This is a genomic window from Stenotrophomonas sp. Steno-Z1 (assembly GCF_056393175.1).
On the sequence record NZ_JBWJPB010000001.1, the window covers coordinates 271135 to 294144 of the forward strand.

The following is a 23010-nucleotide window of genomic DNA, read 5'->3' on the forward strand; positions in this document are numbered from 1 at the left end:
CCGTGATGTTTTAGCACGTGTAGGGCAAACCTTTTCGACTCAACTAGCGTCGGAACTCTGTGATCGGGGCGCCGCTGGAACGCTTGTGCCGCTGGCGCAGTACGTCCGCCGAGGGGTGGTCCTTGGAGAGTTCTTCCAAATCCGCGGCTACCGCGAGGAACACGCGTTCAAGCCGGGCAGCGTCTTCCAGCTTCGCGATGCTGACGTGGACCAGGACATCTACGGCATGCCCGAATGGCTGTCGGCAGTGCAGTCGGCGCTGCTCAACGAGTCGGCGACCCTTTTCCGCCGCCGCTACTACGACAACGGGTCCCACGCCGGCTTCATCCTGTACCTGTCCGACGCGAACGTGAACGACGGCGACGTGGACGCAATGCGGCAGGCGCTGAAGGACTCCAAGGGCGTGGGCAACTTCCGCAACCTGTTCCTGCATTCGCCGGGTGGCCAGAAGGATGGCATCAAGCTGATTCCCATCAGCGAGGTGGCGGCAAAAGATGAATTCAGTGGCATCAAGAACGTCACCCGCGACGACATGCTGACCGCGCTGCGGGTCCAGCCGCAGCTTCTTGGCATCGTCGCGCAGAACTCTAGCGGCTTTGGTGATATCGGCAAGGCGGCACAGGTTTGGGCCGCCATGGAGCTGGCCCCGCTGCAGGCGCGCATGACCGCTATCAATGAATGGCTCGGCACGGACGCGGCTATTTCGCCGCGCGGCTCGCGTCGTGAGATGTGTTCAGTTCGATCGTTCGTGCCTGCGCATCGCAGTGCGTCCCTTGTCGCACGCACCAACGGTGCGCCCCGTCGCGGTTCGCCGCAATGGAGGATTAATCCGGCGGCCCGCCTAGGAAAACTCCGACACGGGTGAGAACGTCCCGGGCTATGCTCGCCGGAGCCACTGTCGAACGCCCACGCCCTTCATGCACGGGGCCTCGCTTCGAACGAATGACCGCCGACGCGGTCCGGCCGCCGGTTCAGCACAGCGACCCCAGTCCACGGTACGGACGAACACCTCGCAAGGAGAAAGTGATATGCAACGAACTTTGGTTTTCCTGGCGCTGTTGAGCGGCGCCGCCGTCTCGCTCCCGGCCGCCGTCTCGGCCGCGCCGGCTAACGAACTTGCGCAAGCGCAGTCGCACCAGCAAAAACGCATACAAGCCCTGTCCCGGCGCGATCGCCAAGGCGCGTACGAGGCCTTGGTCGCGACGGGCGACGCGCGACCGCCGGCGCCATTGCGCGACGCCACCGGCCACGTCATCGGCTTGAGCGTCGAGCAGCGGCAGGCCGCGACGCGCGAGGCCGCGATCGATCTGGCGGCGCTGGGCTTCACGGCCGCCGATGTATCGGCCTATCGCAAACGCGATGTGGACCTGTTCGAGCTCGTGCGCAAATTTTTCTCGGGCACGGCCTCGCCCGGCGAGCAAATGGCGATGGCCGACACGGTCGTGATCGCCACCGCCGGGCCGGCCGTGCAAGGGCGAACCCGTTTGGACGGTTTCCTGTCGGCGATTCCGCTGACCGTCGTCGACTCGTTGAAGGGTTCGCGCGCGCCGGGAGACACGGTGTACCTCGCGCGCAAATCCGGGCTCATGCCGGACGGCCTGCTGATGGAGGTGTCGTCCGAAGTCGCTCTCGTTCCCGGCAAGCGTTACCTGCTCGCGCTGTCGAAGAATCTGTACGAGCAGTGGACGGCCGAGGCGCGCAAGCAACCGGAGGCGGCGTTCAGCGCGCTGCCGTTTCTGATCTATGAAGTGTCCGACGGCGGCGCCCTGCTCGCCGGCCCGCAACCGGCGCGTTCGGGCGCGAACCCGAAGGACATCAAGACGGCCGAGCGGCAGCTCCGCACGTTTTCCCTGGACCAGCACTGAGGCAGGAGGCCTTCATGAACATCGAATTTTTGCGCGCCGCCCTGGCGAGCGGGCTGTTCGCGTGCGCGGGTTTCGCCCACGCCGCGCCGGCCGCGGTTAATCAGCAATGGGAGGTGACGTCCGTCCGGGTCGGATTCCACAGTTCCGTGTCGAGCTGTATTTTTTCGGCCATCGGCGCGACCAATGCCTGGAACGCCGTGGGCGCCGACCTGTACCTGCCCACCGACAGTCTGGCGACCCATCCGCGGGTCAGCGAACAGACTCAGGCCTTCAACTACGCGAACATCACCGTCGAAGACGCCGACAACGTCACCCCCGGCGCAGGAATGGAAACACGCACAACGGTCAATCCGAACACGGGGACCATTCTCAACGCCGACATCTACGTCGACCGCAAGCGCATGGATCAGACGCCCGGCGTCACCCAGCTCATCTGCACGACGGCGCCCACCATTCCAGCGGATCGGTTCGACGGAGAGTCCGCGCTCCTGCACGAATTCGGGCATGCAGTGGGATTCGACCACGGCGACGATTCCAACTGCCCGATGTACCCGACCATGCCGGCGGGCCAGGTGAAACGCGTGCTGTGCGAGGCCGAGATGGAGGAGTACCTGTGGGCCTACGGGCTGTCCTTCAAAATCCTGAGCCTCGCCAGCGTCAGCGGGCCGCAAGGGGTGAACATCCCCGCCTCGGTTCACTATCAAGGCAATCCCGCCTTTCCGGTGAAGCGGCAGACGAAGATCGTCCAGTGCGCGTCCGGGTGGACCTGCAGCGATTACAACGGCACCTACACCAGCGCGACGCCCTCGCCGCTGACCTTCAATTTCCGCTGCACGAACACCTCGCCGCTGCCGACCGCGACGTTCCGCTGGCGGACCACGTTGACCGATGCCAATGGCGTCGTCACCAACGCCGTCGAGCACACCAGCACGTGCACGCGGCCGGCGGGTACGGTTGCTAACGCGAGCCGGGCCGGGGACGGCAACAGCGCGAACCGAATCGTCATCACACCGTGAGCCGTCGGACGGGAGCGCGTGGAGCGCGCTCCCGTCCGACGGCGACCGACGCGTCGCCTTCCGCGGCTCGCATGCGGCGAGCCGCGGATTCGTGAAAAGTCAAGCAAGTGGGCGTCGTTGGAAGCCCTCCTTCCTAGTTTAGGTGAGGATTGACGCGCCGGAGTAGGGGGATTCCTACGGACTCTCCTGCTTGCTCCGATTTGCGATCTCCATCTAGAAATAGCGTTAGCAGTGGCTTGTTGGCTCCATAGTCACTGAGACTGCAGCGCCTGGAATGGCCAGCTCGGATTGGCAGAAGGATCTCGTGTGGCATGCTGTCGCTGCAGCAGATTCGATCAGGCCCACGCCGCAGTCAAGATGTGTGCAGTCAGGTACCAGACCGGCCCGCATGCGGTCAGGATCACTGCTTATCGGGAGGCGGCGCGCGCGGACGGGCTGGCCAAGTCGCGTCTGCCACCGCCGTTCGGATGGGATTGCTGGCCGCCGACGGCTGCAGCAGCTCCCTGTCGATCGACAGGAGTGTTGGCGGGGAAGGACGGGCAGCTCGCCGGAAAAATGGCATTCGCAGCCGCGCTACAACGCGGGTTCCACGGGGTTGCATCGGAAAAAATGCGACGCATATGTCATTGATTTTCAGGCGTGAATGTGGAGCCTTTTAATCTTTTGGTCGATGGTTCGAATCCATCACGGCCCACCAATTGCATCAACGACTTAGGCGCCCTCAGGGCGCCTTTTTTGTGTCTTCGAAAAAATTGGCGGAAAATTCAGCCGCTTTATGAGGTTTCACGCGTTGTGGTGAGGGGAAGGCTTGCGCCGTGATGCCACGCGATAGCGAGCATTCCGCCACCGTGCCTCGCGTAACACGTGACGCCCCTTCTATCGATGATGTCCGGTCAAGAACTCAGCGATTGGCCGGTAGGTTCGCGAGCGGCACCTCGTGGTCCTATGCCTGGACTGCTCCGGCCCGTCCAGCGCAAACGTCTCCGACCCGGTGATGGTGCAGGTCAAGCGGTCTCATGACAGCCATCTACCCGGCCGATGCCGGCTGGCGGACCAGGATTGACGCAGTGCTGAAAGATTGGGTGGTGGCGCGCCAAGGTCAGCTGCCGGCGACGGTGGCCATGCGCTCGACAGTCGCGAAGCGTGCGGCAGCAGCTGAGCGTCCTATGGCAGCCAAGAGGTGAGACCCGGCGCGAAGCCTGATGCATCGGTGCTGCAGTACTGCAGATGGCCTGGAAGACGAACAGTAGATCGTCCTCTACATGGGCGCTTGCCGGCAAGAAAGCCGGCGACGATGCCGCCTTCATTGCCGCTGCGATGGCAGCGCGCGATAGGAATCGGGCAGCCGCGAGCTCAACACGCCAAGGCTTGCGAGTTGCTGCGAACGCTGGGCATGTTCCGCCGCCGCGACGACAAAAACGGATGCCGTACCGGCTTCAACCTGCACCTCTCCAATGGGATCGTGCAGAGCGCGCGCAAGCCCGATAAGCACCACATGACCGGCTAGCCACTGACCTGATGCGCAAGTTGGTGGGGATCTGCGAGAAGGGCGGTCGCATCTTCGACCCGTTCGCCGGCTCAGGCACGACGCTGGTCGCTGCTGATCTTGAGGGCTGCCGCTGGACTCGGATCGAGATGACCGACCACTACGCGCAGACGGCTCACAGGCGCTTGGGAGAACCTGCGCCGAATGTCTGACTGATAGGAACGGGCCGCTATGCGGCAGGTTTTCCCTTCGTCCAACGAACGCGATCCGGCAACCTCAGCAGTGGACGCTCAATCCACACGTTGACCAGCCGACCGACCGCGCAGCAGGCGGCGGTGCTGATCGCCACAAACACGACGTGGCCTAGCCAGCCCGGCGCAGGCGCGAATGCCGCCCAAACGCGGCCGATGGCCGAAATGACGAACACATGGCTCAGGTACAAGGAATAGGAGTAGTCGCCCATTCTGATCAGCATCGCAGGCACAGAGAATCGGCCCTTCGCTTCTCGCGTCACTGCCCCCGCGACCAGCAGCACCGAGGCTGTGCCGAACAACGCCACGCGGGTCAGGACACTGATGCTGGGTGGGCCAGCGGCCGGCAGCAGCGCAGCTGCGGCCACTACCAGCACCGCGCCGGACGCCATCAGCGGCAGCGCCATCTGCGCAGGTATGCGTCTCCAGTACAGCCCCAACAACGCGCCCCCGATGAACTCGTACGTCAGCGGGTTTGTCACGATGTAGTGGGCGGGTGTGACCGCACCGGGTGGCATCCAGCTCGCCGCGCCGATCAGGCCCGCCCAAGCAACGAGGCAGGCGGGTACGAACCTTTCTGGAACGGCGGCGACCAGCGCGGCGAACACGAGGTAGAAGTAGGCTTCGTGAACCAGCGTCCAACCAACGGTCAACAGTGGAAGCTGACCGTGTGGGATCAGCAAGTAAGACGCCAGTACGCTCTGCCCTGCGTAGGAGCTATTGACCATTGAAGGCACGAAGGCCATCAGCAGCAGCACCACCGTGGTGAAGAGCCAGTAGAGCGGCAGTACACGCCACGCGCGCTTGATCAGGAACCTCCACCCCTCGCCTGGTCGGGTGTATCGACCGGCACAGATGGTGGTCATTACGAAGCCGGACAGCACGAAGAACAAGTCCACGCCTGCATCCGCATACCGGCCAACTGCATCCAGCACCGAGGGCCCGCCCAGGTACTTCAGTTCAACGCCGCGAAGGTGGAACAGCACCACCGCAAGCGCGGCGATGCCCCGTAGCGCCTGCAGTGAGGCAAGTCGTTGTGATTGGGGCATCTGCTCAGCTCCTGGCGAGGCGGCAGGATCGTGGCGCGCGCGCAGGGGGGACGGAAACGATGGGTGACGCTTTTGCCCGGGTTGCGTGTCGAGAACAGGGGGCAGCCGGTGTGCGCGTTTCTGTTTGTCGGCAATTGCACGGTGCGGGCGAGGTGCTGCTCTTACGCCGCTGAGCTGAGCTGCCTCAGGCACTCAGGTGCAGCATGTGGCCCGATCTACGTGCCACGTGCCACGGCTAGTGGAGTAGTCCAATGGCCCGACTGGGCGTACAGATCTGTGCGGAGTGGGTATTGACGCATCTGACGCGGAACCCGATCGAACGCGCGGGCGAAAGGTCAGCTACATCCCTGCGCGCCCGCTGTCCCCGCCACGCCTGCGCACCTCATGAGGTGGTTTTTCTGCATCGCCCGCACAACTGGCCAATCCCCGCCTACTACGGCTGCATATGCTGCTCGCCGCCCTCGGTCGGCACTACGGAGCCCTGTGAAGAACATGCGTGGCGAACAAGCGCCCATGTGGCGCTTTTTTCGTAGGCGCAGGCAGTAGCTCACCAGCCGACCGGGCGGTGCGGGTCGCGTCCGCTAGTTCGCGGCCTGTTCCCTGGCAAGCCGCTCGCGCGAGCGCGCGTCGCCGAGTGCCGCGCCGCGCTCCAGCAGCAACAGGGCCGCGGCGCGGTCGCCGCCGTGGCCGCGTTCCAGCCGCATCAACGCGGCGTTGTAGGCGGCAATCGCACTGCCTTTGGCGGCGGCGTCCTCGAAGCCGGCCAGGGCCTTGTCCGGGCAGAGGAAGAACACATCGACGCCGGCGGCGGCGCGCATGAGCAGGTCGGAGTCGTCGGCCGGGATACGCGCCTGCACGAAGGCCGGCCAGCCGGCGGCAAGGGCGACCAGCACGTCGGCGCCCCGCGGCAGGAAGTACGGCCCATCGCCCTCGCGGAGGGTGAACGCCTGACGCGTCGTGCGGCGGGTGCCGTCCTGGGCCAGCCAGAGGAAGCCGTCCTCGCCGCTCACCGGGACGCCGCCGAGCGCCGTGGACATGCGGCTGGCGAGTGATGGCGTGCCCGGGGCGGGCGATACGCCGGTCCATGAGCCGAGCAGCTCGACGCGTTGCACCTTGCCGACCAGCTGCGGCCTGGCCGCGGCGGCAACGTCCTCGACCGACAGGATGCGCATCTGCGCGTCGTACATGCGCCATGGGCTGGCCTGCAGGGCGATCGTGAGCACCGTATCGCGGTCGGGCACCGCCTGGGTGTACGCATACACGGTGCTGCCGGCGGGCACGCAGCCGGTGGGGTCCTGCGCCGGGGAACAGCTCGGCACGGTGACCGTGCCCGACAGCGACAAGTGGTGGGTGGTGCAGGCCAGCGCGGCGGGGCTGAGCAGGCAGAGCGCGAGCAGCAGGGGCTTCATCGGCTACGTTCCGTGTAGAGAGTGTCCAGCCGTCATTAAACTCCGCTTTTCGTGCGAGCGCCCGCCGCGGGTCTCCCGCGTCGACCACGCGGACGTTGGGTTGCTGCGCATGATCAGCCCCGGTTGCACGGGCATGCATCGAATCGGAAGACAGTCAGGCGTCGTAGCGCGGCGGCAACGTTTTCGCCGCGGAGATGCCCCGGAGGGGCTGCGCAACCTCGCGCCGGAAGGCCAGCACAGCCACGGCGCACGCTATCGGCCGCCAGTGTGGCCGGCCCGCGTCACATCTGGCACAGCGCGTTGCAGGGCGCGGCGTGGAAGATGGCCGCGGCCTTGCGCAGTTGCGCCTGCTGCGCCACCTCGGCTGCCGCCGCGCTGGCGTCCAGGCGCTCGGCGATGGCCTGGCGCTGCGGCACGCTCAGCATGCGTGCGGTGGCGTCGGCGGTATCGGCCAGTGCCGTTGCCAATGCCTGCTTCAGGTCGGGGCCGTAGCCGGGGACATCGACCATGCGTAGCACGCCCAGATACCCGCGCTGGACGCCGGCCCGCATCGGGGCCGGGTCGATGCGCTCGCTCTCCGCGAGGTCCTGTTTCGCCAGGGTGTCGAGAACCTGCTCCAACAGTGGCGGCATGAACGCAGAGCAGCGCATCACGAACGGCAGCGTCACGGTGAGCTGCGGCTGGAAGCGCAGCCGGTTGCGTTCCATCTGCTCTTCCACGCGGACCGCGAAAGCCTGATGCAGTTGCCCGGGGGCGGGGGCCGTCGGTACCCCAAGCTGGAACAGCTGGTTGTTGGCGTCCTGGGCGCGTCGGCATATGCCCATCAGGCGGTCGAGGTCTTCCGGCCGATACGTGACCTGCTCCAGCAGGCCGCGCTGGTCGGCGATGCGTGCCAGCAGGTCCATCGCGTCCTGGCGGGCCAGCCGCGCCACGGCACCTGCATCCCCGGTCTCCAGCACCAGCAGCCGGAACTGCAGCAGCGCGCGTTCCTGGGCCACGCCGGCATCGTCGAGTGCGTCCGCGGCCGCCGGGCCGGCGAGCAGGGCCAGCGCGCCGGATACGACCCAGCCGGCGATGCGACGGCGCCAGCGCTGCCCGCCTGGTCGAGCAACCGGGAGGGCGCGCGGCGCGGTCCCGGGCAAGCGTCCTTGCATGGTCGAGAGGTTCCTGGAGGAAAGCGAGTCGGGAGCGTAGGCGAGCTGCTCCCGCAGGGCAATGTGCGGCCTGGTCGATCGCCCGCGGCGATGGTGCTAGTCTGCTGCCTCAACCAAACGGACGTTGGTTCACCGACCATGATCAGAATCGGCCGCACGCATACGCGACTGGAATCCGAGGACGGCGAGACGCTCTGCCGGCTTGGCAACGTTCTTGTCCTGGACACGCGCAGGGAGGGCGTGACCATCGCGGCGGTCGGGAACAGTGATGACTGGGAACCCAATCAACTGCCGCTGCCTGCCCATCTGGTCCAGATCGACCTGGTGGCCGCCGCGCTGGAAAAGCATGAGCACGCGGCGACGCTGTGGGAAGGATTCGTCCGGTTTTTCATCACGGCCGGCAGGTTCAAGCGCCCAGTGCCGTTTCGCACGCGGCTCAAGCACCTGTTCGTCAACCCGGTCATCGAGATCCGTGTCGCCATTGGCGACGTGAACGCCCGGGCGGCGGTGTGTGCTGCCATCGAGAATGCCGGCTCCAGGCATGTGCTCCGGGTAACCGGCACCGACGGCGACTGACCGCGGGGCGCGGCGTGGCGTACTCCCTGGCCGCCGACTATGGCTACAATCGAGCCATCCCGGTAGCTCCCGGGCGCTGACCAAGTCCCACACAGTGAAGATTCTGCTGACAGGAAGTTCAGGCCGGGTAGGGCGCGCGATCTTCGGCGCGCTGGCCGCACGGCACGAGGTGGTGGGGGTCGACCGCAACCCCTTCAACACCACCCGGCACGTGGCCGACATCACCGACGCGCGGGCACTGCGTAACGCGCTGGTCGGGGTGGACGCGGTGATCCACTCGGCGGCGCTGCATGCGCCGCACGTCGGGCTGGTCCCGGACAGCGAATTCCAACGCGTCAATGTCGAAGGCACGCGCTCGCTGGCGATGTTGGCGCGCGAGGCCGGGGTGTCGCGCTTCGTCTTCACCAGCACCACCGCGTTGTATGGCCATGCCATCGTGCCGGGGCGCTGCACCTGGATCGACGAACGCACGACGCCGCTGCCGCGCACGGTGTACCACCGTTCCAAGCTGGCGGCCGAGCAGTGGTTGCAGGAGGCGGCCAGCCCGGGGTTCCAGGTGCGGGTGATCCGCATGTCGCGCTGCTTCCCGGAAACGGCCGAGCGCCTGCTGCTGTACCGGCTGCACCGCGGCATCGACGTGCGCGACGTGGCCGACGCGCATGCGGCGGCGCTGCACAACACCGGCCCGATGTTCCAGCGCTATATCGTCAGCGGCGCCACGCCGTTTGGCCCGGAAGACTGCGAACGGCTGGTGACTGAGCCGCGCGTGGTGCTGGCGCGACGCTGCCCGCAGTGGCTGGCCGAGTACGATCGCCGCGGCTGGGCGCTGCCGGTGATCGACCGCATCCACGATGCCACCGCGGCCAGCATCGGCCTGGGCTGGCGAAGCCAGCGTGGCCCGGAAGCGGTGTTGGCGCAGTTGGCCGAGCATTCCATCGAAGTGCTGCCGCATCCGATGCGCGACGCGCCCTGCACGGTTGACTGACACGCCGCGTGTCAGTGCCGGGCCAGGTCCACGCTTACCGCATCCAGCACCCGCTGCGCGCGGGCGCGGGCCGATTCATCGGTGCGCGTGTCGATGGGCAGGTCCGGTGAGATGCCGGCCACTTCGTCGCTGCCATCGGCGCGCAGCCGCACGCAGTTCGGGATGCGTATGCGCAGCTTCGAGTGCGGCAAGGTGCGGGCTGGTGGTGGACTCATGAAGCCGCAGCCGTAGCCGCCGGTCGTGCTCCCGACCACGCGTGCGATGTGGTTGTCCTGCAGCCGTGCGGCGAACATTTCCGCCGAGGAGACGGTCTTCGCATCGGTGAGCACATACACCGGCCCCTGCCAGGCTGCCCAGTGCCGGCGCAGGTCCTGGGCCCAGTCCAGCCGGTGGGCAATCAGGAAATCATTGATGCGGTCCACCGCCGGGGTGGCAAGGGGACCGCCCGAGCTGCCGGCGGCGACCAGGCGCCGGCAGGGCAGGGCCTGCCAGTCGCGCGATGACTGCCACACCCACGTCATGTCGCAGGGCGGCGCCTGCGTGGCGCGCAGGGACGCGGCGAAGCGGTCGCGCTGCTGGACCAGCAGCGGACGCGCGCCTGCGTCGGGATGATGGCGGCGCAGGGCATCGTCGATGCGCTCGTACTGCTCCTGCAGGTAGTCGCGGCCGGCCGCGGACTGGCTGACCCAAAGCGGCGCCGACTGCACCGGCGAGCCGCTGAACAGGCGCGTGAGCGTGTCGCCGCTGTCGTCGCCGCCCGGGTTGGTGCCCACATCCACCAGCACCGCATCCACGCCCTGCTGCTGGAAGCGCCGCAGCGTCGCGGCGATCTCGGCCACCCACGCGTCACTCAACGTGGCCCGCATGTCGTTCACTGTGTCGGCATGCCGCAGTTGCCCCCAGAGGCGGTGGCACAGGCCGGGGTAACGCAGCGCATCGAATTCATGCAGGCGCAGCAGGCCGAGGCGGTGGCCATCCGGCAGCGCGACGACCCCACTGCGCAATGCCGGGTCCGCGCCGCCGGCCGTAGGGTGGTAGCCGGGCAGGGTCTGTAGCGGCACGCTGTAGTCGTGCCGACCTTCGTCCAGTACGCCCAGCGCCGCGCAGCCTGTGGAGGCCTCCAGCGTGCGCGGGTCCACTGCGGCGGGGGCCGATGCGGGCGCCTCGGTTGCCTGCCGATCCAGCAGTTTCAGGTGGCCATCGTGAAACCCGGCCAGGAACGCGCGCAGTGCCTGTTCCGCCTGCGCATCGCTGCCGGCCGTGGTGATGGCCTGCTGTGCATCGCGCTCGAGGGCGGGCAGGTCAACGCCGCTCTGCCCGGACGCCATCCAGGCCAAGTGTGCATAGTCGTTCTGCAGGGTCTGCTTCAGTACCGCCAGATCGCCGCGCCAGGCGTCGCGATCAATGGCGGGGGCGGCGTGGCTGGCAAACGCCATCGACAGCGCGACGGCCATCACCGCTCCTGGCCTCGAGAAGTGTCCTGCCGACATCACCGCGCTCCCTGCCAGGGCGCTGCATGCGCCTGCGAACCTCGATCCTAGCCAACGCGGCACGGTGGCGAAAGGGGCACGCATGGCAGGTCCTGGACGCAACGGTGCATTACGCAGCACGCCTGGCTGCAACAGCGGTATCCACTGCACGCTGTTCGCCCGTGGGCACTGTTCAACGGCTTCCACCACAGAGTGCCGGGAAGAAACACCGACAGCATGAGGCTGCGCGTAGCGCAGCCCCACTCTCTACGCCGCAGTTACTTCTGCTGCTGGTTCTTGCTGGCGTCCTTGGTGTCCTGTTCCTGCTTCTGCTGCCTGGCCAGCGTGTCCTTGCGCTCCTGCTCCTTCTGCTGGTCGGTCTGGGCGGCGGCATTCTTCTGGACGTTGTTTTCGTTGTTCTGCATGTTGGACATTGCATACTCCACTACGACGTTATGTCGTGATATCGATGCTGCGCGCATCGCTGTTACGCAGCGGTCGCATGCGGATGAGGGTGGGGTCAGGGTGGTGCGCAGGCCGTCCTGCCATTCATGTTCACGCTGGATCGCGTCGTCCCGCTCCGCCTGTCCGCCGCAGGCCCGACGGCGCCGTCGCGCATGCACGCCACCGTTGAACTGGCTTGGCCTGCACACGTTGCGGGCACGATTCGGCGCACAATAGCGGGTCTTTCGTCGATCGCTGTTGGAGGTGCCATGAACCGTTTCGTCCTGCTGGGGGTGGGGGCGCTTGCGCTCGCGGCCTGTTCCAAACCTGCGCCGTCCGATACCGCCACGCCCGCACCCGCGCCAGGCACCGCCACGACGACGCCTGTGCCGACCCCCGCGCCCCCCGCCACGGCGGCCGAGCCGACCCTGCAGCCGCCGTCATTCGATTGCGCCAAGGCGCAGTCCGAATCAGAAAAACTGGTCTGTGGTGACGCCCGCCTGGCCGCGCTGGACCGGCAGCTGGCCGCTCTTTACAAGCGCGTGCAGACCAGCCCGGATGAGCTGGATATCGCTGCCGAACAGCGCGGCTGGGTGAAAGGGCGAGATGCCTGCTGGCAGGCCGTGGACCGTCACCGCTGCCTGGTCGAGTCCTACCAGACCCGGATCGTCGAACTGAACATCGGCAGTGGCGGCGTGTCCGCACCGACGCCGGTGAGGTACCAGTGCGATGACGCCAGCAAGCCGGTCAGCGTGGTGTTCTACAACGAACTGGACCCGCAGGCGGCCGTGGTCAGCTGGGGCAAGGACCAGGCGATCGTGTTCCCGGCCCAGGCCGCCAGCGGCAGCCGTTATACCCGCGAGGGCGTGGAGTTCTGGGAGCACCAGGGCGAGGCCACGCTGGACTTCTACGGCACCACGATGAGCTGCAAGGCCGCTGGCTGAGCAGGCCCGGCGGACGTCGCATGCGTGCTCAGCGCACGCGACGGTAGCGCACCTCGTTCTGGCGGTCGCCGACTTCGGTGGTGACGAAGCCGTCGCGGCTCTGGTTGATGTCGAACACGTTGCCGCCCACATTGAGCTGGCCGCCGTTGACCCAGCCGCTCAGGTTCTGCCCGCGCGCCTGTGCGCTCATGCGGCCGTCGCTGTCGATGCGCATGCGGATGTCGGCCCCGTAGATGGGGTTGTAGCCCTCGAACTCGCCGACCATCCAACCGGGAACGTAGGACGTGTGCCGCGGGCCCTGGTAGTTGTCGTCGGTGTAGCGGTCATCCTGCTTGCTCGCGTTGTGGGCCAGCGCGCCGAGGATGGCCGCGCCGATCAGGACGCCGGCGGCGACCTTGGCATCATGGTTGTCGTCGTGGTCATCGTCGCGGGAACCGCCACCGTGCACCCGGAAGGAGGCGCGGCAGCCATCATCGACCCAGACCTCGCGGCGATCGTAGTCCCAGCTGCGGCCCTGGCGGCAGTCGGCGCCGGAGAGTTTGCGGTCCAGGCTGACGTAGCCGGCGCGCGGCAGCGGGCAGGACTGGTAGCGGTTGTCGCGGCTTTCGCAGGTGACGAAATCGTCGGCACGGGCGTCCGACAACGACGCGGCCAGCAGCAGGGGGGCGGTAAGCAGAAGGCGGGTCTGCATGGTGCGGTTCCGGCAGGAGAGGGCACAGAGGAACGATGCCATCCATGGATGAAAACCGGATGAAGGCGTAGGCTTTCCCCGCGGCACAACGCTGCGGTGGCCACAGGGGGCCGGGATGCGCGGTCACGGACGACGAGGCGGGATGGCCTGGCTGCTGCTGGCGACGTGCCTGATGGCGAGCGTGATTGCGGACGCGGGCAACACGCCATGCTCCGGTCGCAAGGGTGGGGTCTCGCACTGCGCCGCAGGCCGGTTCGTCTGCAACGATGGCTCGGTCAGTGCGTCGAAAAAGGTCTGCAGCGCCCCAGGCAACAGCGCGCGGGTCGCCCCGCCTGCCGCGACTGCGGCGGGCAGCTGTCCGTGCAGCGCGGGCGCGCTGTGCACGGGCCCACGGGGTGGCCGCTACTGCCTGACGCCGTCAGGCAACAAGCGCTACACGCCCCGCAACTGAGCGCACCCGCCTCACGCGGCCTGGTCGGTTTCCACGGCACCGAAGCAGGCGCGGATGGCGTCCAGCAGCTCGCTCATCGAGTATGGCTTGGGCAGGAAATGGATGCCCGGGCGCAGCTGTGCGGTGACGTCGGCCGGGTCCAGCCCGGAGGTGACCAGCACCGGCAGGCTGGGCTGGAACGCCTTGATGCGCTCGGCAGCCTCGATCCCGCTCAGGCCGCCCAGGCAGACATCGGTGAACACCAGGTCGAACCGCTCGCCGGCCAGCAGCAGCCCCAGCGCGGCTTCGGCCGAACTCACCGCAGCCACATCGCAGGCCTGGCTTTCCAGCGCCATCCGGCTCAATTCACGGGTGTCTTCGGTGTCTTCAATCAACAGCACGCGCGGTGCAACGTGGCGCTTGGACAACAACATGACGCGGTGTTCCTTGGGGCTGGGGCGGAAAGGGCGCGCAATTATGCGGGGGCCCGTGGTGAGGAGGTCGTGCACGCGGCGCCGGCTACCGCGCCGCGTCCGGTGACGGCCGCAGCCAGCAGGCCAGGGTGAGCACGGCCATTGCCGCAGCGGCGAGGCGCAGCGCAGTGACCTTCCCGTCCAGGGCCATTGCCTCATCGAGGATGAACAGGTTCCAGGCCAGGTTGAGCGACACATGCAGGGCCAGGCCGCTCCACAGCGTGAGCCGGTCGAGGTGGTTCAACCAGGCGAACGCCAGGCCCCCGACGGCGATCAAGACCAGGATCTGCACGGCGCTGGCGCCCCCGTCGATGCCGCCCGCCCCGAACCAATGCACGGCGCCGAACATCACGGCCTGGGGCAGGGCGGCCAGCCATGCAGGCCAGCGCAGTGCGCGGACCAGGAAAACAAAGCCGAGGCCGCGATACAGGATTTCTTCGGCGAGCGGGAACAGCACGGCAAGCAGCAGGAATGCCAACGGCTCGGGTGCCGTATTCAACCGGCCAAGCGCGGCCAGGCCGACCCAGCAGGGCAGGGTGGCCAGCAGCACCAGCAGGGGACCGCGCGCGCCATGCCAGCGCAGGCCGAGGCTGTCCGCCAGCGCCAGGTTACGTGGCTTCAGCAGCCAGGCCAGCAGCACCGCGGTCAGCACCGCCAGCAGGTTGTCGAGCAGGCTGCCGCCGAACGGGATCGGCAGGCGCGAGATGGGCACGCCGATCGCGGCGCTGAGGTCGCGCAGGTTCAGGCCGATTGCCACGCCCAGCAGGGCCAGTAGCGATGCCCACCAACGGGTCTGTCCTGGGAAGGGCATGACGGCATTCCTTGCGGGGGGGCAGGCAATCTGCCGCGTGGACGCCCAGCGAGCGCGCGCCGGAAGTCCCCGTGCCGATGGTCATGGCCGCGGCACGTGTTGCGTTGCAGTCATCCGCGCGCAGGTACAGTCGGGGTTGGAACAGGATGAGGATGCGCGACGATGCAATGCCCCGTATGCAAGACCCAGGCGCTGGTGATGTCCGAGCGCCAGGGCATCGAGATCGATTACTGCCCGCAGTGCCGTGGCGTGTGGCTGGACCGCGGCGAGCTGGACAAGATCATCGAGCGTTCGGCCGGTGCCGCTGCACCCGCGCCGGTGCGCGCCGCGCCGCCACCGCCGCCGACGGCCGTGCAGCACCGTGACACGCGCCACCTGGGCCAGCAGCAGCCCTATGGCGACCAGCACGGCTACCGCAAGAAGAAGAAAGAGAGCTTCCTGTCGGACCTGTTCGACTTCTGAGCCCCGCGCCGGTCCTGCCGATCAGGGCCGGCGCAGGATGAATTCCAGGTCGCGGCTGTCGCCGACCACGAAATCGTAGGTGCCGACCTGGACGCAGCCGTAGCGCGCATAGAAGCGTTGCGCCCCGATGTTTTCCGACCACACGCCCACCCACAGGGTGCGGCGTACCGGCTGGTCGAGCCACGCCAGGAACGCGGCCATCAGCCGCGCGCCGTGGCCGCCGCCCTGGTGGCTGGCCAGGACGTACAGGCGTTTGAGTTCGATGTCGCCCTCGCGGGCATCGGCGTGCGGCAGGCCGTTGGCCCCCGCCGCCAGGTAGCCGATCGCACGGCCGGCATCCTCCAGCAACCACACCGCGCTGCGCGGGTCGTCCAGCTCGGCGCGCTGCGGGGCGACGCTGTAGTGATCCTCGAGGAACGCCTGCAGGTCCTGCGGCGGGTAGGAGTCGCCGAAGGTTTCGGTGTAGGTGGCGATGGCGATCGCCGACAGGGTCTGCGCATCGGCCGGGGTGGCGCGTCGGATCTGCAGGGGCATGGCGGCAGTGAGCGGGCGGCGGGGACGGGGCGCAAAGCGTACGCGATGGACCCTTGATCGCGCGAAAACGGCGCGGCCGATGGCGGAAGTTTCCCGCCGGGGCATCACATCAGTACCCGGGTCGCCAACGAGCAAGGCCCCGGGTGTCGGACAGGTCGCAACCGCGCCACGCGCGGCGGCCTGTGACGCCCCGCCTGGGCCCGTCGGATCCGGCATGCACGACCCCTGTTATCCCGGGCGCCCGCCGCGCCCGGGATCTTTTTTTACCTCAGAACCAGACGCGCACGCCGGCCACCCAGCGGGTGTCGCGGGCGCGTTCGCCCGCGGCCTGGTGGTACTCGGCGGTGTCGCCGAACAGGCGTTCGTGGCTGATGCCGATGTACGGGGCGAAGCGACGGTTGACCTCGTAGCGCAGGCGCAGCCCTGCCTCGACCTTGTTCAAGCCGCTGCCATTGCCGTAGCGCGGATCGTCCTTGGCCGTGAACGTGGCTTCCACCAGCGGCTGCAGGATCAGGCGGTTGGTCAGCAGCAGCTCGTACTCCACTTCCACCGTGGCGGCGACCTGGCCGCCTTCGCCGACGTAGGCGGTCGCCGAGGTTTCGAACTTGTACGGGGCCAGGCCCTGGACGCCGAATGCCGCCCAGGTGCGCGAATCGCCGCGGCCCAGGTCCTGTTTGACGCCCACCAGTACATCCCACCACGGCGATACGCTGCGGCCGTACAGCACTTCCACGTCGGCCGCGTCGGTCCGCCCGCCGCTGCGTTCGCCTTCGCTGCGCAGCCAGACCCGGTGGATGTTGCCGCCGATCCAGCCGCTGGCCTCCCAGGCCTGCCCGTTGCCGTGCTGGCCATCCCAGTGTTCCAGGCGGTTGACCAGCAGCAGGCTGTGGAGGTCGGGGGCGTGCTCCATCGCGCCGTGATCGATCGGCGGGAAGGCGGCGATGCGGTCGGCATCGGTCACCGCCGGGATCGGTTCGCGCGGATCATTGCGGGCAGGCGGCTTGGTCGGGCCGTGGCCCATGGCGGCGTGGTCCATCGTCGAATGGTCGGGGGCACCGTGGTCCGTCCGGGCACGATCCGTCGGGCTGTGATCCACGCTGCCGTGATCGATCTTCGCGTGATCCATCTGGCCATGGTCCACGCTGCCGTGATCGATCTTCGCGTGATCCATCTGGCCGTGGTCCATGGCGCCGTGATCCATCTTCGAGTGATCCATTTCGCCGTGGTCCATGGTGGCGTGGTCCACCGTGTCTGCAGCGACCGTGGGCGCATCGGCGCTGGGCGGCGGGGTCATCGCATGGCCGGCGTGCGACTGCGCCCACGCCGGGGCGGAGATAGCCAGCAGCAAGGCGCTGCTCAGGATCGACATCGCGAACATCGGAGAACGGCTCATTCGTCGATCCTCACTTCGCGCATCATCCCCGCTTCCATGTGGTACAGCAGGTGGCAGTGGTACGCCCAGCGGCCGAGGGCATCGGCGCGCACGCGGTAGCTGCGGCGCGTGCCCGGGGGCATGTCGATGGTGTGCTTGCGAAGCTGGAAGTCACCGTCGGCGTTTTCCAGGTCGCTCCACACGCCGTGCAGGTGGATCGGGTGCTGCATCATGGTGTCGTTGACCAGCACGATGCGCATGCGCTCGCCGTAGTTCAGCCGCAGCGGTTCGGCGCTGGCGAAGGGGATGCCGTCGAAGGACCAGCTGAACTTTTCCATGTGGCCGGTCAGGTGCAGCTCGACCTCGCGGCCGGGTTCGCGGCCATCGGGATCGTCGAAGAGGCTGTGCATCGCGGCATAGGTGAGCACGTGGCGGCCGTTGTCGCGCAGGCCGATGCCGGGATCATCGAGCTTGGGTTCGGTCGCCATGCTCTGCATGTCCACCAGCGGGTTGCCCTGTTCACTGGGCGGATGCCGGGGCGCCCTGGCCGTGCCGCCGTGGGCCGCGTGGCCCATGTGCGCGCCGCAACCGCCTTCCATGCCCTTCATCTGGTGCCCCATGCCGGGCATGTCGTGGCCCATCGTGCCCATGTCATGACCCATGTCGCCCATGGTCAGCAGCGGACGCGGGTCACGTGCGGGAATCGGCGCCTGCAGGCCATGGCGCACGGCCAGGGTGCCGGCGGCGTAGCCGGTGCGGCCCATGTCCTGGCAGAAGAGGGTGAACGCATCCTGGCCGCTGGGTTCGACGATCACATCGAAGGTCTCGGCCGGGGCGATGCGGAATTCATCGATGCTGACCGGATGGATGTACTGGCCGTCGGCGGCGACCACGGTCATCTTCAGGCCGGGGATGCGCACGTCGAAGTAGGTCATCGAGCCGCCGTTGATGAAGCGCAACAGCACCTTCTCGCCGCTGCGGAACAGCCCGGTCCAGTTGCCGGCCGGGGCGGTGCCGTTGAGCAGGTAGGTGTAGGTGTGGGCGTTGATGTCGGAGATGTCGGTCGGGGTCATCCGCATCCGGCCCCACATGCCGCGATCGGCGGTGGCGGCCGCCCAACCGTCCTTGCGTACGTCTCGCAGGAAGTCGGGCAGGGTGCGCTTGTAGTAGTTGTCGAACTCGGCCAGCTTCTTCATGCGCCGGAACAGCGCGCCGGGGTCAAGGTCGGTCCAGTCCGACAGCAGGATCACGTGTTCGCGGTCGAAGCGGTACGGGGCCGGCTGCAGCGGGTCGATGATCAACGCGCCGTACAGGCCGGCCTGTTCCTGGAACATCGAGTGGCTGTGGTACCAGTAGGTGCCGGACTGCTTGAGGGTGAAGCGGTACTGGTAGGCCTCGCCGGGCGCGATGCCGTTGAAGCTCAGCCCGGGCACGCCGTCCATGTTGGCCGGCAGCAGGATGCCGTGCCAATGGATCGAGGTGGGGTGGCCCTGCAGGGTATTGGCCACGCGCACGCTGACGGTGTCGCCCTCGCGCCAGCGCAGGATCGGCGCCGGCAGGCTGCCGTTGACGGTGATTGCCGGGCGGGTGCGGCCGGTGAAATTGGCCAGGGATTCACCGATGCTGAGCTGGACATCCGCGGCAGTGAGCACCTGCGGGGCGCTGGCGACGGCGGGGCCGGCGGCGGCAAAGGCGCGCGCGGGCAGGCCACTGGCGACCAGGCCGGCGACCACGCCACCGGCGGCGGCGCCCTGCACGAACAGGCGGCGCGACGGCATGGGCGGGCTGCCCGTGCCGGGTTGGGTTGGGAAGGACATTGCAACTCCGGATCGAATCGGACGGGCACGTGGGGTGCCGCGGAGCCGTGTGCGCAGGCACACGGGGTCACATCGCTGGGCGCTCGGGGCGCGCGGTCAGCCGATCGGAGGGCGGGTGATGCGGTCCAGCGGCGGCGCTGGCAGTGCTGGGCGCGGCAGGCTCACCGGTGCCAGCGACAGCGGCGGCGGGCTGGGCAGCCAGGCGATGGACGGGGGCAGGCTGGATTGCTGCGCGCAGCTGCGCAGGCAGTCCTTGATCGCGCAGTGGTCGCCGTCGTGCGGCGCCTGGGCGCCGGCATCGATGTGGCTGTGGTGGCCAGGCTGCATCGGCGTTGCGGCCGGTGCGTCGTGGCAGGGCGGGGCCGCCGTTGCGGCAGCGGGCGGGGTGGCCATCGCCAATGCCATGGGCGCGGCCATGGCGGCGTTCAGCCCGTTGAGCAACAGGCTGAGCATCAACACCACGCGCAGGAGCAGGCCACCGGCAGACATGGGGCTTACCCTAGCGCCAAACCGGGCGGTGCGCACCTGCGGCTGAACGCGGTGTTCAACCCTGGACCCGGCTCCGTCAGGGCGCACGCGGGCCATCAGCCCTGCTCGCGGACGATTTCGACCAGGCGCTCACCGTAGCGGGACAGCTTGGTGCCGCCGATGCCGCCGACCCGGCCGAGCGCGTCGACGCTGGTGGGGCGCTGTTCGGCGATGTTGCGCAGGGTGCTGTCGTGGAAGATGACGAAGGCCGGGACATTCTGTTCCTTGGCCAGTTCGGCGCGCAGGCTGCGCAGCGCGTTGAACAGGGCCAGGTCCTCGGGCAGCACGGACAGGCCGGTGCGCTGGCCGCTGCGGTCGCGCTCGCGGGTCTTGGGGCTTTCGCGCCGCATCATGACCTTGCGCTGGCCCTTGAGGACCTCGCGGCTGCCGTCGGTGAGGCGCAGGCCGCCGTAGGCTTCGCTGTCCACTTCGAGCAGGCTGGCGGCCACCAGCTGGCGGAACACGCTGCGCCAGGTGCGGGCGTCGAGGTCCTTGCCGATGCCGTAGGTGCTCAGTTCGCTGTGCCCGAACTGGCGGATCTTGTCGTTCTCGCCGCCGCGCAGGATGTCGATGAGGTGGCCGACGCCGAAGCGCTGGCCACTGCGGTAGACGCAGCTGAGGGCTTTCTGCGCGGCGACGCTGGCATCCCATGCATCGGGTGGGGTGAGGCAGTTGTCGCAGTTGCCGCAGGGCTGGGGGTAGGTTTCACCGAACCCGGCCAGCAGGACCTGGCGGCGGCACTGCATGGATTCGCAGTAGCCGAGCAGGTGGTCGAGTTTGTTGCGCTCCAGGCTCTTGCGTTCTTCGCCGGCCTCGGACTGCTCGATCATCTGCTTGAGCAGGACGACATCGCCCAGGCCGTAGCAGAGCCAGGCGTCGGCCGGTTCGCCGTCGCGTCCGGCGCGGCCGGTTTCCTGGTAATAGCCTTCCATGGACTTGGGCAGGTCGGTGTGGGCGACGAAGCGCACGTCGGGTTTGTCGATGCCCATGCCGAAGGCGATGGTGGCGCACATGACGATGCCGTCCTCGCGCAGGAAGCGGCGCTGGTTGGCGGCGCGCACGTCGGCGGGGAGGCCGGCATGGTAGGGCAGGGCGTTCATGCCCTCCTTGCACAGGAATTCGGCGGTTTCTTCGACTTTGCGCCGCGACATGCAGTAGACGATGCCGGCCTGTTCGCGGTGGACCTTGAGGAAGTCGAGCAGCTGGCGCTTGGCGTTGTCCTTCTGGACGACGGTGTAGCGGATGTTGGGGCGGTCGAAGGAGCTGACGAAATGCTGGGCACCGGTGAGGTCGAGCCGCTCGGCGATTTCGCGCTGGGTGGGCGGGTCGGCGGTGGCGGTGAGGGCGATGCGCGGGACGTCGGGCCAGCGTTCGTGGAGGACGGTGAGCTGGCGGTACTCGGGGCGGAAGTCGTGGCCCCACTGGGAGACGCAGTGGGCTTCGTCGATGGCGAACAGGGCGATGCGGCTGCGCGAGAGCAGGGACAGGAAGCGGCCGGTGAGCAGGCGTTCGGGGGCGACATAGAGCATGTCGAGCTCGCCGGCGAGGAGTTCGCGTTCGACCCGGGCGGCGGTCTCGCCATCGAGGGTGGAATTGAGGAATTCGGCACGGACGCCGAGCTGGCGCAGGGCTTCGACCTGGTCCTGCATGAGGGCGATGAGCGGGGAGATGACGATGCCGGTGCCGTCGCGGAGCAGGGACGGCACCTGGTAGCACAGCGACTTGCCGCCGCCGGTGGGCATCAATACGAGCGCGTCATTGCCGGCAGCGACATGTTCGACGATCGCTTGCTGCGGACCGCGGAAATCGTCGTAACCAAAGATGCGGCTGAGCAGGTCGTGCGCGGGGCGGGAAGACATCGGGCTAGTTTACCCCGGCGGGCGGGTTGGCCGTGTCCTCCAACAGAGGATCAGTGGGTAGGGGCTTGCCTTCGGGCCTCACGAGCCGCAGCGCAAGCCAAAGCCAGAGCCAAGGCCAAAGCCAAAGCCAAAGCCAAGGCCCATCGTCTCTGTGCTGATGGTTGGCGCGGGGTGGGTGGGTTGGCGGGACACGCCGTAAATCCATCCCTGGAGGCTCGTGGGCACCATCCATGGCGCCCAACGGTCCCGCCAACCCACCCACCCCACGCCCCGACAGTTGGCTGGTGCGTATGGGAGGGTGGGGCAACGGCGAATGCGGGCCGGCGTTGGTGCTGGATCCAGAGCAACGGGGCAAAAGCAAAGAGCAAAAGGGGGGAAGGGGCCAAGAGCCAAGAGCAAAAGGCCAAGAGCAAAAGGCAAAAGGAGAAGGCAAAGGGCAGGAGGTGGAGCCAGATCCACAGCCAACGGCGAAGACAAAGGGCAACGTGCAGAGCCACTGCCGAATCCGGGTCCAGAATTTTGTCTTCCATCCAGCAAAGGAGGGCCCATAACGCAGAACAGGCGCCACCGGGCGCCTGTTCTGCATGCTTTTCTCTCTTCCCAACCGCCGGATGCACATCCATCTGGGCGAGGGTCCGAGCCCCTTGCCGGGACCGTCGGGCGCCATGGATGGCGCCCGCGAGCCCCCAAGGATGGGTTTACGGCGTGTCCCGGCAAGGGGGTTGGACCCTCGCCGCGCGCAGATGCCAGAAGCGCAAACGCTTTACTGCAACAAAGAACGCAGCATCCAGGCGTACTTTTCGTGCGTCTGCAGGCGCTGGGTCATCAGATCCTCGGTCGGCGCGTCGTCGGCGTCGTCGGCCACGTCCAGCACCTTGCGGGCGGTGCGGCACACGGCCTCGTTGGCCGCGACCAACTGGCGTACCATCTCACGCCAGTCCGCGCTGTCGGTCAGGCCCGGCTCCTCGGCGATCGAGGTCAGGGCCGCGAACTCGCGGTAGGAGCCCGGGGCATTGAAGCCCAATGCGCGGATGCGTTCAGCGACGTCGTCCAGGGCTGCCCACTGCTCGGTGTACTGGGTCTCGAACATGGTGTGCAACGAGTTGAACATCGACCCGGTGACATTCCAATGGAAGTTGTGCGTCTTCAGGTAGAGCGTGAACGCGTCCGCCTGGAAGGATGCCAGCCCATCGGCAATCTTCTTGCGATCGCCTTCCTTGATCCCGATATCGATGTTCGGGGCCGACGAGGCGGCCGATGCCAGCTTCTGCTTACCGGTCTGGGTCTTCTTGGCCGGTGTCTTGGTCTTCGCCATGGGGATGATCCTCCTTGTGGATTGGATGGCCTTCACAATAGATCAGACTACGCTTTCAGTAGTGATCAAA

At 67.5% G+C, this 23010-nt stretch carries 22 protein-coding genes and 1 pseudogene; 9 read left to right on the plus strand and 14 right to left on the minus strand.

Annotated features, from left to right (window positions below; genetic code table 11):
• Window positions 1-88: 88 nt before the first annotated feature.
• From AC06FD_RS01155 to AC06FD_RS01175, 5 genes and pseudogenes are all read left to right on the plus strand, one after another.
• Window positions 89-694 (plus strand): annotated as a pseudogene (locus AC06FD_RS01155) (phage portal protein); the annotation flags it as partial.
• A 334-nt stretch (window positions 695-1028) separates the two neighbouring features.
• Window positions 1029-1865 (plus strand): hypothetical protein, encoded by an 837-nt coding sequence (locus AC06FD_RS01160; RefSeq protein WP_157804813.1) that lies wholly within the window; start codon window positions 1029-1031, stop codon window positions 1863-1865.
• A 14-nt stretch (window positions 1866-1879) separates the two neighbouring features.
• The gene (locus tag AC06FD_RS01165) at window positions 1880-2881 is read left to right on the plus strand and encodes a zinc metalloprotease (RefSeq protein WP_478076785.1); all 1002 of its coding nucleotides are present in this window, start codon (window positions 1880-1882) and stop codon (window positions 2879-2881) included.
• Window positions 2882-4256: 1375 nt separating this feature from the next.
• Complete coding sequence (locus tag AC06FD_RS01170) at window positions 4257-4388, plus strand: hypothetical protein (protein ID WP_478076786.1); 132 nt, start codon at window positions 4257-4259, stop codon at window positions 4386-4388.
• An 11-nt stretch (window positions 4389-4399) separates the two neighbouring features.
• Complete coding sequence (locus tag AC06FD_RS01175; RefSeq protein WP_478076787.1) at window positions 4400-4579, plus strand: DNA methyltransferase; 180 nt, start codon at window positions 4400-4402, stop codon at window positions 4577-4579.
• A 17-nt stretch (window positions 4580-4596) separates the two neighbouring features.
• On the opposite strand, the gene AC06FD_RS01180 is transcribed toward AC06FD_RS01175, so the two are convergent.
• The 3 genes from AC06FD_RS01180 to AC06FD_RS01190 form a co-directional block, all read right to left on the minus strand.
• Complete coding sequence (locus tag AC06FD_RS01180) at window positions 4597-5667, minus strand: acyltransferase family protein (protein WP_478076788.1); 1071 nt, start codon at window positions 5665-5667, stop codon at window positions 4597-4599.
• Window positions 5668-6248: 581 nt separating this feature from the next.
• Window positions 6249-7076, minus strand: coding sequence for a hypothetical protein (locus tag AC06FD_RS01185; protein ID WP_478076789.1), 828 nt, complete (start codon window positions 7074-7076; stop codon window positions 6249-6251).
• Window positions 7077-7357: 281 nt separating this feature from the next.
• Entirely contained in the window at window positions 7358-8230 is an 873-nt protein-coding gene (locus AC06FD_RS01190; protein ID WP_478076790.1) for a hypothetical protein, read from the minus strand.
• A 138-nt stretch (window positions 8231-8368) separates the two neighbouring features.
• On the opposite strand from AC06FD_RS01190, the gene AC06FD_RS01195 reads away from it, so the two are divergent.
• Window positions 8369-8806, plus strand: a complete 438-nt coding sequence (locus AC06FD_RS01195; protein ID WP_478076791.1) for a hypothetical protein — start codon at window positions 8369-8371, stop codon at window positions 8804-8806.
• A 94-nt stretch (window positions 8807-8900) separates the two neighbouring features.
• Window positions 8901-9791: an NAD-dependent epimerase/dehydratase family protein gene (locus AC06FD_RS01200; protein WP_478076792.1), complete on the plus strand. Its 891-nt coding sequence runs from the start codon at window positions 8901-8903 to the stop codon at window positions 9789-9791.
• 11 nt (window positions 9792-9802) lie between these two features.
• Here the strand turns inward: AC06FD_RS01200 and AC06FD_RS01205 are convergent, their stop codons facing one another.
• Together AC06FD_RS01205 and AC06FD_RS01210 are read right to left on the minus strand one after the other, a co-directional pair.
• On the minus strand, window positions 9803-11245 hold the full coding sequence (locus tag AC06FD_RS01205; protein ID WP_478076793.1) for a S41 family peptidase: 1443 nt from the start codon (window positions 11243-11245) through the stop codon (window positions 9803-9805).
• Between the two features lie 293 nt (window positions 11246-11538).
• A complete protein-coding gene (locus tag AC06FD_RS01210; RefSeq protein ID WP_259206320.1) occupies window positions 11539-11694 on the minus strand; it encodes a hypothetical protein in 156 nt (51 codons plus the stop codon).
• A gap of 279 nt (window positions 11695-11973) precedes the next feature.
• Between AC06FD_RS01210 and AC06FD_RS01215 the strand changes: the two genes are divergently transcribed.
• Window positions 11974-12648, plus strand: coding sequence for an MliC family protein (locus tag AC06FD_RS01215; RefSeq protein ID WP_478076794.1), 675 nt, complete (start codon window positions 11974-11976; stop codon window positions 12646-12648).
• 28 nt (window positions 12649-12676) lie between these two features.
• Here the strand turns inward: AC06FD_RS01215 and AC06FD_RS01220 are convergent, their stop codons facing one another.
• From AC06FD_RS01220 to AC06FD_RS01230, 3 genes are all read right to left on the minus strand, one after another.
• Entirely contained in the window at window positions 12677-13339 is a 663-nt protein-coding gene (locus tag AC06FD_RS01220; protein WP_478076795.1) for a DUF3011 domain-containing protein, read from the minus strand.
• 462 nt (window positions 13340-13801) lie between these two features.
• Entirely contained in the window at window positions 13802-14203 is a 402-nt protein-coding gene (locus AC06FD_RS01225; RefSeq protein ID WP_394161131.1) for a response regulator, read from the minus strand.
• Between the two features lie 85 nt (window positions 14204-14288).
• Window positions 14289-15053 (minus strand): CPBP family glutamic-type intramembrane protease, encoded by a 765-nt coding sequence (locus AC06FD_RS01230; RefSeq protein ID WP_478076796.1) that lies wholly within the window; start codon window positions 15051-15053, stop codon window positions 14289-14291.
• A gap of 162 nt (window positions 15054-15215) precedes the next feature.
• Between AC06FD_RS01230 and AC06FD_RS01235 the strand changes: the two genes are divergently transcribed.
• Entirely contained in the window at window positions 15216-15515 is a 300-nt protein-coding gene (locus tag AC06FD_RS01235) for a TFIIB-type zinc ribbon-containing protein (protein ID WP_259206312.1), read from the plus strand.
• Window positions 15516-15536: 21 nt separating this feature from the next.
• On the opposite strand, the gene AC06FD_RS01240 is transcribed toward AC06FD_RS01235, so the two are convergent.
• From AC06FD_RS01240 to AC06FD_RS01265, 6 genes are all read right to left on the minus strand, one after another.
• The gene (locus tag AC06FD_RS01240) at window positions 15537-16049 is read right to left on the minus strand and encodes an N-acetyltransferase family protein (RefSeq protein WP_478076797.1); all 513 of its coding nucleotides are present in this window, start codon (window positions 16047-16049) and stop codon (window positions 15537-15539) included.
• A gap of 268 nt (window positions 16050-16317) precedes the next feature.
• Window positions 16318-17442, minus strand: coding sequence for a copper resistance protein B (locus tag AC06FD_RS01245; RefSeq protein WP_478076798.1), 1125 nt, complete (start codon window positions 17440-17442; stop codon window positions 16318-16320).
• Window positions 17439-19238 carry a copper resistance system multicopper oxidase gene (locus AC06FD_RS01250; protein ID WP_394161125.1) on the minus strand — a complete coding sequence of 600 codons (1800 nt, stop codon included), beginning with the start codon at window positions 19236-19238 and terminating at the stop codon, window positions 17439-17441. The genes AC06FD_RS01245 and AC06FD_RS01250 overlap by 4 nt, the downstream gene beginning before the upstream one ends.
• Before the next feature lie 96 nt (window positions 19239-19334).
• Complete coding sequence (locus AC06FD_RS01255) at window positions 19335-19727, minus strand: CopL family metal-binding regulatory protein (RefSeq protein WP_449334618.1); 393 nt, start codon at window positions 19725-19727, stop codon at window positions 19335-19337.
• Between the two features lie 95 nt (window positions 19728-19822).
• The gene (gene recQ / locus AC06FD_RS01260) at window positions 19823-21625 is read right to left on the minus strand and encodes a DNA helicase RecQ (RefSeq protein WP_259206307.1); all 1803 of its coding nucleotides are present in this window, start codon (window positions 21623-21625) and stop codon (window positions 19823-19825) included.
• Between the two features lie 763 nt (window positions 21626-22388).
• On the minus strand, window positions 22389-22940 hold the full coding sequence (locus tag AC06FD_RS01265; protein WP_478076799.1) for a Dps family protein: 552 nt from the start codon (window positions 22938-22940) through the stop codon (window positions 22389-22391).
• Window positions 22941-23010: the final 70 nt, after the last annotated feature.